Source organism: Psychrobacter sp. ASPA161_6 (genome assembly GCF_051970285.1).
GTDB lineage: Bacteria > Pseudomonadota > Gammaproteobacteria > Pseudomonadales > Moraxellaceae > Psychrobacter > Psychrobacter glaciei.
Window position 1 is genome coordinate 411,917 of record NZ_JBEFNJ010000003.1, and the last position, 10,257, is coordinate 422,173.

Consider the following 10,257-nt stretch of genomic DNA (forward strand, 5'->3'; position numbering starts at 1 on the left):
GCTCTCACGTTTAGGGATACAAACACTTTAAACGTTAGGGTTGTTAGCTCAGTTGGTAGAGCAGTTGACTTTTAATCAATTGGTCCCGCGTTCGAGTCGCGGACAGCCCACCATATTTAGTTTGATCTTTATTAATCGTTCTGCCCTATCCGGTAGTAGACCAATAAAGATAAGTTTAAAAGACATCGTTTAGTTTTTAGAAAGTTCGTTACATAGGATTTTCTTTTGCAGAGTTAAAAAGCAAATGCTTTTTATACACTCTTCAGGGTTGTTAGCTCAGTTGGTAGAGCAGTTGACTTTTAATCAATTGGTCCCGCGTTCGAGTCGCGGACAGCCCACCATATTTAGAAAGCCCAGTCATTTTGTGACTGGGCTTTTTTTCGACTGTCTTTTTATGAGCGTTGATAGCTATAGTCAAGGAATTTTAGAATCGCTACAAGGCAACCGACCGCAGATAGTACACTGAGTACATCTAGGACGGATAACACCGTAGCGGTTTAAAAGTGCTCTGACTATATCAATCACGCCTACGCTTAAAGAGTCTAAAGCTACCTCCTTTTCTCCATAGCAATTTATGCTTGATCGTATCCTTAATCGTACGTGGATGCTTAGGCGCTTGGGTAATAAAATGATCAAAATCTGCTGTGTCCATAGCCAGCTCTCGGCCATGCGCCATCATCACCATTGAGGGTTTCAAATCTCTTATCTTGTGTAAAGACTGGATGTATGTTTTAGGGTCATAGACAGGAAAGGGTGCAACGAATTTATGGCGTAGCTTGATGATCAAATCAGCTGTGTATACTTGGCGGCTAGGCAGGTGAAATAAAGACAAATCACGATCCGTATGTCCCGGCGTTTCTAAAACTTGCCATTCATCAAACTTTGGCACAAGCTCACCATCTTTTACCGTAATATCTGGTTTCAAGCTTGCAGAATAATACAGGTTTTTAAATGGTCGACCTTGACGTCTGGCCACATAATATCCTAGGTTTATATCTACGAAGTGCATCGCTCGCCCGCCAATACCGCTATACCACTGATCTTTCTTGTCCGCTGAGACAATCAGACAGCCGGTCTCTTGTCGAAATTTATTTGCCCCGCCTGCATGATCAGGGTGCATGTGTGTGACCACCACTACTTTTAGATCAGTGATCGGTCGCTTTAGCGTCGTTTTAATATAATCAAGCACCATCGTCACATCAGTACGGCAGCCACCATCTAGCAGCATGATTTTATCCGGATATACCGCAAGGTAGGTACTCTGGATATAGCCTTCTAAACGTACGATTTCACATAAACTCATTGGTATTCCCTACCTCATTCATCGTTACTATTGTGAGGCTTTTATTCAATTTTATAGACAATCTTTAGTATAACGTCCGTCAGTCCAAAAAAAACGACTTTGAGTGAACGCTCGTGACTATATACAAAAGCAATGCAGTATACAGAGACAATGCAGTTAATAACGATTAACAACTGCATGCATAGTTTTATCCATGGTCACTCTCACTTTATTATCAAAAAGCAAAAACCCAGCGCTTAGGCTGGGTTTAAGGAAACATTTGGTATTTAAGAGAAATCGTAGTCTAGATTACCTACCTATTGATTATGCAAGGTCACGAACCTTTGGCTCACGTTCCCATAGACGAGACTTGGCATTGGTAATAAAGGTATCTAATTCAGCCAATGGCGTCACAAATTCATCTTTCTCAATCGGCAGCTTGCTTAAGATAAATTCATCGGTCGCACCGCAATAAGCAATGGCTTTGCAATGAGCATAAGCATCATTGAACCAATCTAGCGCTGCACTGTCTTTTGCTAGCTTCTTAGCCTGCTCTGGCATAATGATACTAACCACGGCATCAAACATCACTGACGGACCACCAGCGAGGCGCTCGTCAGCTTGTATGCGTGTACCATCATCCAATAAGACTTCTTTATTAGGCGCTACGATTTTGACGCTAGCACCCTGCGCTTTAGCAGCATCTTCGAATTTTTTGACTTCACTGCTGTTAGAACCTTCTGCAACTAAAATACCGATCATACGACCTTTTAGCGTATCAGGCGTTAGACCAATCGTTTGTACCGCTTTAGACGTTCCCATATCCTGTACAGGTGCAGCGGCATCAGCAGGCTCTGGCAATTCCATACCCAGCGCCGTTGCTACACGATTGGCCAAATCTTCATCGATATGAATCAAATGACTCAGCATACGAGTGCGTACATGCGCCGTATCTACTTTGCCCAGCTCAAACGCATAAGCAGAAGCAATATGCGCTTGCTCAATAGCCGTCTGACTACGGTAGAACATACGTGGCTGGCTGTAATGATCAGCGAAGCTCTCATCACGTACGCGACCTTTTACACCATCATCTAACTGCTCATGGAACGAATTAAAGCCACGTTTAGCGCTTTCACGCGGACGAGTTGGATCTAGGCTTTGTGGCTCATAGAGTACACGCGTCTTAGGCACTTGCATCTGCATATGACCATCTTGCTGATTGTTAGCAAACGGACATTTTGGTGCATTAATAGGAATCTGTGCAAAGTTTGGTGATCCTAAACGTGATAGCTGAGTGTCTAAATAACTGAACAGACGACCTTGCAATAATGGGTCATTACTAAAATCAACACCAGGTGGCAAATGCGATGGGCAGAACGCTACTTGCTCAGTTTCTGCAAAGAAATTATCTGGATAGCGATTCAGCACCATTTTACCGACGACTTTTACTGGCACCAACTCTTCTGGAATCAGTTTGGTCGCGTCGAGATGGTCAAACGGGAACGCATTGGCTTCTTCTTCGGTAAATAACTGTACGCCAAACTCCCACTCAGGATAGTCACCATTGTTGATTGACTCAAACAAGTCGCGGCGATGATAATCAGGATCAGCGCCTGAGATTTTCACGGCTTCATCCCATGTGGTCGACTGTACGCCCAGTACTGGTTTCCAATGGAAACGTACAAAGGTACTTTTGCCATCTTTATTAATCAAGCGATAGCTATGAATACCAAAACCTTCCATCATGCGTAGGCTACGTGGCAGACCACGGTCACTCATCAGCCAGATTAGGTTGTGCATGGTTTCAGGACTTAGTGAGACAAAATCCCAAAACGTATCATGAGCAGACGCCGCTTGCGGGAAGCCACGATCTGGTTCTGGTTTTACAGCGTGAATCAAATCTGGAAACTTCATCGCGTCTTGAATAAAGAAGATTGGCATGTTATTACCAACGATATCCCAGTTACCTTCTTCTGTATACATTTTGACAGCAAAACCACGAACATCACGTGGCGTGTCTTTTGAGCCTTTGTTACCTGCTACCGTTGAGAAACGCGTAAACAATGGCGTTTGCTTGCCCGTTTCGGTCAACACTTTGGCAGTTGTATATTCTTCTAGTGACTCTGTCAGCTCAAAATAACCATGTGCTGCACTACCACGAGCATGGACGATGCGCTCAGGGATGCGCTCGTGGTCAAAATGATTGATTTTTTCACGTAGCACAAAATCCTCTAACAGCGTCGGCCCACGTGAGCCTGCTTTTAGAGAGTTTTGGTTGTCAGCGATAGCCACACCTTGTTGCGTGGTCAATACTTTGGTGTCATCGCCTGCGCGTTGATGGGTTTCACCACCATTGCCACGTTCAGTATTCATGTCTTTGGCGGGGTCAGTATGATCGATATTATTATTCATAAAAAGTCCTAGCTAATAGATTGAGAGTGCTCTTCTAAATCACTAAAAGAGTGCCTACACAGGTTTGATATCCTTTGAGATAATGATGACTTCATCTGTCAATTATTTGTCTGTGTCTTCAGCATTGCCTAGCGCTAAATTTATAAAGCACTAAAATTCATAAAGGAATAATAGGCTTAGGACTTATACTACCCAAAAATTAAGTCAAATATAGTTGCGTATATAGTAAACCTTGTTGATGTTTGGTTAAGGTTTACAGTCGCTATGAACCAGCATTTTAGAAGGCGTTAAAAGAGCATCAACGTTAACAATAGAATCTTGTAATGTAGTTATTCTTTAAGGTATGCTTTTATGAAGTACTAGAGACTATCGATAAATAAATTGGCATGGTTTTAGCCTTATATTTATCTTTTTTATACCGTTGAATTCAAATAATTTCGATACAAGAAAACCGAGCGCAAGTTATACATTAGTATGGTTAGCGAGGATGACGATGTAGCGGATTTATATGAGTTTGACGATGCGACTACTTTTTATATAACTATAAGGCAATCCATTATGCTACCAACTCTAAGCTCCCCGACTAAAAAACCTTATCACTCGTTGCTAGTAGGCGCGTCAATGGGTCTAATGGCATTAACGTTCAGTCAAACAGCTGCTGCTATCACGACCAAAAACGTTACCTATACGGTCGATGACAAAGCATACGAAGGCTATTACGCCAAGGCGGATAAACCAAACGCACCTTTTATCTTATTGATTCATGATTGGGATGGTCTAACTGACTATGAACGCAAACGTGCTGATATGTTAGCGGCTGAAGGCTACAACGTATTGGCAGCCGATATGTTTGGACAAGGCATTCGTCCTACTTCTATCGAAGAAAACAAACGCCTAACTGGGGAGCTATATGATGACCGTAATAAAATGCGTCGCATATTGGCAGGGGCACTAACGGCAGGACAACTACAAGGCAATGATGTGCGCAAAGGCACGACTATGGGTTATTGTTTCGGCGGTACGGTCGCGTTAGAGCTAGCACGTTCAGGCTTTGAGCAAAAAGCATTTGTCCCCTTCCACGGTACCTTTGATATTCCAACCGGTCAAAGCTATGACAAAACTACGGGAGAAATCCTAGTATTCCACGGCTCAGCTGACCAATCTGTCTCGCTAGAGAGCTTTGCGACTTTGGGTAAGACATTAGAAGCAGCCAAGATACCGCATGAGATGGTCACCTATAGCGGCGCACCACATGCCTTTAGCGTATTTGGCAGCGATAGATATGATGCACGTGCCGATCAGCGCTCTTGGAAACGTTACTTGGATTTTTTAGCAGAAGAATACAAGTAATCTAGCAGCATAAAAAATATCAGTAACCAAATAAGTAGACAAAAAAAGACACCTCAATCAAGATCTGATAACGATCCATTGAGGTGTCTTTTTTTATGCAACCTTAGCTATTCAATTTTTTTGAAATACCAATAACTGATTATTGGCAGGCATCGCATACGTTTTTAGAAGTTGTAGATGATAGGCGTTTGCTAGACTAACAACGTCTTCTTTGCCACGAATGCCACTATCAAGATTGCCTGCTCTCAACATCGCATCAAATCGCTGATTACCTTCACTGGTATATTTACCATTTTCGTTAAATGGGCCATATACAATCAGTTTGCCATCAGTAGGTAACGCATCACCAGCCAATGCAAATAACCGTTCAACCAAAGCCCAACTAATAATATGCAAAGTATTTGCCGTAAATATCACATCATAAGGTTTGGCTATATCACTATTATCTAAATGACTACTAACAGGTACTGAATCATGCACCAGATCAAACACCAGTGGCAGATATAAATTGGGCGCAGGATAAGCATGATGCCAAGCTATTATATGACGATGATTACTAACCACATCACTAGTTTGCCATTTGAGATGAGGTAAGTTTGATGCAAAATACACGCTATGCTGACCCGTTCCAGAGCCAATCTCTAGTACATGATTAAAGCCTTGTAGCTCACTTTCTAGTACTTCAAGGATAGGCTTTTTATTATTCTCACACGCTTGAGAAAACGGCAATGCAGAAATATCCACTTTATTATTTAGATTGTCACTATTTAGATTAGCGTCATGCATCACTACTCTCTCCAGACCGTCTATTATTTTCTTAGCATTGATTTCGATAGATTAATGAGTATTATCAAATATTAACTCAGTCATCGTATCTCACTATTAGTAAATACCCGCCTCTACCCCAGCTGCTAGCGTCATAGCAAGCTCTTCTACTTGCTCAACAAAGCTATCTTGCCAATCACCTTGTAGTATCAGCGCCTCTTGAATCCATGACCAACGCAGTCCCGTCGTAATCGTTTTCATCGCAAGCTTAGTACCCGTACCATCATGGCCTGCTCGTATATACAATGCAAAGGGCATACCTTGCTTTTCTTCTAGCACTGGATAATAGCAACGATCAAAAAAGTCTTTGGTCAGCCCTGCCATATACGCCAAATTTTCAGTCGTACCTAGTAGTAGCGCGTCAGCTGCCAACACGTCTTCAGGCTGTGTATCTTGCGGTGACTTCAAAATGACGTTGATATCTATATCAGGATGATTGGCACCGTCGAAAGCTGCCTGCGCCAATTTCTGAGTATTGGGCGATGGCGCGTGAGCGACGATAAGTAGCGTTTTAGCAGCCATAGTAATCACCTTATCAAAGCGGTTTTGCACATCTAAAAATGACATTCTGAGTAATATCAGGATGAATACTCTTAGCTACCGGACAAGTCAGGGCAGTGTTATAAAATATCGTTTGCGTTCTATCATCAAGTTCAAGGTTGAATATTACAATGATATGTATTTCACTCACGCGTCTTGGGTCAGCAGCCATCACTTTGGTTACTTCAGCAGTAGTACCTGCAATATCAATGTCCATATCACGGGCTTTGATGCCGATAATAGTCAACATACAACTGGCTAAACTCGTCGCCAATAAATCAGTCGGTGAAAACGCTTCACCTTTGCCATGATTATCTATAGGGGCATCGGTAATGATTTGATTGTTTGACTGTAGATGAATGGCTTGGGTGCGTAAATTGCCTTGGTAGGTTACTTTTGAGGTTGGCATAGGGTTCTCTTTGGTAGTTGTTTTTTCTAGATTACTTCTTTTTAAATAGTATAACGCTGTTAGACAATAATAACTTATGCTCCATTAGTTACAATATGGAATATTAAGCTCTGTAATGTGCGAGGAAGGCCTTTATATATAAGATCTAATCACTTAGAATAGTTATCTAAACCTATAGTGGGACTTAATTTGTGGTATTGATTCAACTTAAAAGTATTATGATATCTAACTTGTAATTTCAGCTATATATTTCCCCATTTATCTACATAATTTTTTCTAACTTCGTCTTCGCAGCGATGACAAGCAAAATATCTAATAGCTTCCACATATCCTGTAACGAAACTATCACAATTTTCACAATCTAAAGCAGCCCAACCACGATCTTCGCATTCAACACAAACCCACATACCTTCTAAGTTTAATACTGTTTGTTTTTCGATATGACATTTGTGACAATAAGCCAATGGATCAGCCCCATCACCATAACGGACTTCAGGATCTTGCTCTTGATATATTTCAGTATATTTCTCCAGAGCATATTCAGAAGCTAACTCTATCTGACACTCAGTGCATTTATGATCCTTAACCATAAAGTACTTAACTTCTTTATTGCAGTTTAAACATGGTATTGAAGTTTCGATTGCTTTCAACTTTAAATCTTTCACATCACAGACTAAGCACTCGATATCTTCACCCCAGCCATGTGATTTACGAACTTTAGCTGACTCTAATCCACATGATGTGCAAGAGACGATACGACTCCCTCTTTTCTTCTCTATTTCAATTTCATCTTGAATCAAATCAAACTTGGCTTTAAGAAAATTATGGTTCAATTTAACTTTTACATCTATTTCATCTATTAAGCCTAGATGGCTAGAAAAAATATCAGCCCAATTATTAGTTAATAGTTTATGCAAATGAAACCATGAGACCCAATGCTCGATAACTACTTCTGTCTCTTTACCTGAAAACCCTGTATGAGCAAAATGAACAATTTGATTTCGATGCTCACCCAAAGCTTTAAAATTATCCATAGCTTCTTTTTCAATGTTTTCTCCACAGATATTTTTCAAACGAATATATGCTTGCTCTAGATAAACAGAACGGAAGTCACCACTTTCAAATTTTTGCTTAACTGCTGATTCTGGCTTTGAAATAATGAGTGACCAATGCTCTTTCATTAGTCGAGCTTTAAAAAACAGCTCTATTGCAGTGTATAGATCGATCAGTGAGCTTTTAGGAGACTTTGACAAATTACTAACTGAAGATTCAAGAAAAATAATTCCATTAGTAACTACAGCAGTGAACCATCCATCAACGTCATTTTTATTTTGCTTAATATTACTTGCCACTGACATCTCCAAAAATGCTGATTTTCGCTAAGAAAAGAAATTTTAAGCTAAAATAACAAAGTAAATCCTTCTGGTTTATTTTTTGTAAATCAACTAATAGACAGAATCGAAATCATTATTAAATTTGAATATATTACTGCCAGCAATATTAATTTTGAAAAAGGGATTACGTTCAGAGATAGTAGGAAGTAATTTTTTAGTCGAACCTAGTTCAATTTTAAGATGGTTATCAATATCTATATATTTAATTGCTTTATTTTCTTCGGCCTCATTTATCAACCATGACTCTAAAAGAGCGATTTTATCATTATCATCGTAATTATCATGATCATTCGCAGGAATTTTTTGGACATCTATATCTTTATTACTTAAACCTTGCAACCTTATAGCTCTCCTTATTTCGTGGCAAGCAAGCCCTAAAGAAGCTGCTATCTCAGATTTACCTCTAATTCCTGAATATGTCGCTGGTGTAACCCCAACTAAGTCTGTTGGAATATGAAGATTTACATTATCAGGCATTACTATAAAACAACGCCTTTTACCCAACTTACCAATAAATAGGCCTAATTCGAATAGCACATTATCTCTTACTGTACTGCTGACATTACCACGCATAACAGTTTCATCATCAGGACTAAAAACAAAAATACCAAAATCTGATGATTTTAAGGCTTCAGTGATTGAGTCTAATGGAGTGACTGATAAGGAGAAGACACCTTGACTCCAAACAGTAAGATCAGCATCATGCTGCAAATTAACTTGCATAGGATAGGCTATATCTAATCCTTCAACAGATGATGCAACAAATATCTTAGGTTTCAAATTCACTCCTCAAGTTATTATTTAAAAAATAATTTTATCTTCTAAATTTAGCATTAATATTAAAGGCCAACAATATAAATATAGAAACGTAGTTTACTTTAGTTAGCCTATATTGCTTTAACAATGAAGCCATTTAGACTGAAAATATAACAATTACCGTATCCACATTAAACGATACTCTGTAACCCCTTTATTTATAGCAAAAAGACCACTGATCACCAAACCTTTTTAAACAGCTTATTAGCTAAATCTCGCTGAAATATATGTCCAATAACCTAACAGCAATATGAGTAAGCCCCATGATAGCGAAAAGCATAAATAGTATGACTCGCTATTAAGTGCCACATAATAGTAAATGGCCAGTCCAGTACTCACTAATAAAGATGATGTATATGCGATAAGTAAAGTAAACAAAACCGTATTTTCAAATTTAGATAAAACAGGACTATTTTCTGCACAGATATAAAAGAGAAAACCAAGTGAAAAAGCCCCACCAATCGTAATATGCAAAAATGATGTTAGAACCAGTGACCAATTTGACATGAACCTTCCTTTATTAGCTTAACGCTTTCCTATCAGATCTATAGTCAAAGAACTCTAAAATGGGACAAGGCAGCCGACTGCAGATTGTATAAGTAGTACATCTAAGGAGGGTAACGCCATAGCGGTTTAGTAGTTCACGGACTATATATAAGCAGTGTGTTGTAAACCTAGTTAAAGACAAGCATTACCATCGTTTTACGCCTTGTCTGAAACCGTTTTAGCGATTAGCAGTGCCTATTTGTAAGTAATAAATACGCCTTAGTTGTTAAATCTACTTTTAATAGCAGGTTTATCATTATTGATACTTTCTAGGGTCTCAAATCCTTTCTTAGTACCAAAGTATAGAGCGTCTGTTTTTTCCTCTCTATAAAAACGCATTTCATCGCTTTTATTATCAGTTAGCGTAAATTCATTAAATACTTTTTCCCAGTGCGCTTTCTTTTCAGATTCGTTGTGATCAGCTTTAAATGTTGGCTTTAAAATATAATAAATATCTTTACCTTCTTCAGTGGTTATCAAAGGCAACAACTCTTTGTGCGTTGTTAAATATAGACATATTTTCTCAATATCATCTAGGGTTTCTCTTCTATCAGTCAGTTTAATAATTAACATCGGTTTCTGTCCTAGTTTGATTTCTAGCTTGGTTTTATTGATTATTTTACTCATCTACTTTAAACCGATATTATAGATAATACTATACTGCATTTCCCAAACCGCACCCA

At 39.3% G+C, this 10,257-nt stretch carries 10 protein-coding genes and 2 tRNA genes; 3 read left to right on the forward strand and 9 right to left on the reverse strand.

Annotation, left to right across the window (positions count from 1 at the left end):
• Positions 1-37: 37 nt before the first annotated feature.
• Positions 38-113 (forward strand) — tRNA-Lys (locus tag ACTQ9T_RS10970).
• 152 nt (positions 114-265) lie between these two features.
• A tRNA-Lys gene (locus ACTQ9T_RS10975) sits at positions 266-341 on the forward strand.
• A gap of 176 nt (positions 342-517) precedes the next feature.
• Here the strand turns inward: ACTQ9T_RS10975 and ACTQ9T_RS10980 are convergent.
• A complete protein-coding gene (locus ACTQ9T_RS10980; RefSeq protein ID WP_440465063.1) occupies positions 518-1,303 on the reverse strand; it encodes an MBL fold metallo-hydrolase in 786 nt (261 codons plus the stop codon).
• Positions 1,304-1,606: 303 nt separating this feature from the next.
• The gene (locus tag ACTQ9T_RS10985; protein ID WP_440465064.1) at positions 1,607-3,694 is read right to left on the reverse strand and encodes a catalase; all 2,088 of its coding nucleotides are present in this window, start codon (positions 3,692-3,694) and stop codon (positions 1,607-1,609) included.
• 558 nt (positions 3,695-4,252) lie between these two features.
• Here ACTQ9T_RS10985 and ACTQ9T_RS10990 point away from each other — a divergent pair.
• Positions 4,253-5,044, forward strand: a complete 792-nt coding sequence (locus ACTQ9T_RS10990) for a dienelactone hydrolase family protein (RefSeq protein ID WP_440465065.1) — start codon at positions 4,253-4,255, stop codon at positions 5,042-5,044.
• Positions 5,045-5,155: 111 nt separating this feature from the next.
• Here ACTQ9T_RS10990 and ACTQ9T_RS10995 read toward each other — a convergent pair whose 3' ends face one another.
• From ACTQ9T_RS10995 to ACTQ9T_RS11025, 7 genes are all read right to left on the reverse strand, one after another.
• Positions 5,156-5,830 (reverse strand): DUF938 domain-containing protein, encoded by a 675-nt coding sequence (locus tag ACTQ9T_RS10995; protein WP_440465066.1) that lies wholly within the window; start codon positions 5,828-5,830, stop codon positions 5,156-5,158.
• A gap of 96 nt (positions 5,831-5,926) precedes the next feature.
• Positions 5,927-6,391: a flavodoxin family protein gene (locus ACTQ9T_RS11000; protein WP_240216840.1), complete on the reverse strand. Its 465-nt coding sequence runs from the start codon at positions 6,389-6,391 to the stop codon at positions 5,927-5,929.
• Between the two features lie 13 nt (positions 6,392-6,404).
• The gene (locus ACTQ9T_RS11005; RefSeq protein ID WP_440465067.1) at positions 6,405-6,818 is read right to left on the reverse strand and encodes an OsmC family protein; all 414 of its coding nucleotides are present in this window, start codon (positions 6,816-6,818) and stop codon (positions 6,405-6,407) included.
• A 242-nt stretch (positions 6,819-7,060) separates the two neighbouring features.
• Positions 7,061-8,170 carry a hypothetical protein gene (locus ACTQ9T_RS11010; RefSeq protein ID WP_440465068.1) on the reverse strand — a complete coding sequence of 370 codons (1,110 nt, stop codon included), beginning with the start codon at positions 8,168-8,170 and terminating at the stop codon, positions 7,061-7,063.
• Positions 8,171-8,263: 93 nt separating this feature from the next.
• Positions 8,264-8,992, reverse strand: coding sequence for a TIR domain-containing protein (locus ACTQ9T_RS11015; RefSeq protein ID WP_440465069.1), 729 nt, complete (start codon positions 8,990-8,992; stop codon positions 8,264-8,266).
• A gap of 240 nt (positions 8,993-9,232) precedes the next feature.
• Entirely contained in the window at positions 9,233-9,535 is a 303-nt protein-coding gene (locus tag ACTQ9T_RS11020; RefSeq protein WP_440465070.1) for a hypothetical protein, read from the reverse strand.
• Between the two features lie 258 nt (positions 9,536-9,793).
• The gene (locus ACTQ9T_RS11025) at positions 9,794-10,201 is read right to left on the reverse strand and encodes a hypothetical protein (protein ID WP_440465071.1); all 408 of its coding nucleotides are present in this window, start codon (positions 10,199-10,201) and stop codon (positions 9,794-9,796) included.
• Positions 10,202-10,257 lie beyond the last annotated feature (56 nt).

Coding starts and splice junctions, on each gene's coding strand:
- ACTQ9T_RS10980 (WP_440465063.1), bottom strand. CDS start 1,303: ATGAGTTTATGTGAAATCGTACGTTTAGAAGGCTATATCCAGAGTACC.
- ACTQ9T_RS10985 (WP_440465064.1), bottom strand. CDS start 3,694: ATGAATAATAATATCGATCATACTGACCCCGCCAAAGACATGAATACT.
- ACTQ9T_RS10990 (WP_440465065.1), top strand. CDS start 4,253: ATGCTACCAACTCTAAGCTCCCCGACTAAAAAACCTTATCACTCGTTG.
- ACTQ9T_RS10995 (WP_440465066.1), bottom strand. CDS start 5,830: ATGCATGACGCTAATCTAAATAGTGACAATCTAAATAATAAAGTGGAT.
- ACTQ9T_RS11000 (WP_240216840.1), bottom strand. CDS start 6,391: ATGGCTGCTAAAACGCTACTTATCGTCGCTCACGCGCCATCGCCCAAT.
- ACTQ9T_RS11005 (WP_440465067.1), bottom strand. CDS start 6,818: ATGCCAACCTCAAAAGTAACCTACCAAGGCAATTTACGCACCCAAGCC.
- ACTQ9T_RS11020 (WP_440465070.1), bottom strand. CDS start 9,535: ATGTCAAATTGGTCACTGGTTCTAACATCATTTTTGCATATTACGATT.
- ACTQ9T_RS11025 (WP_440465071.1), bottom strand. CDS start 10,201: ATGAGTAAAATAATCAATAAAACCAAGCTAGAAATCAAACTAGGACAG.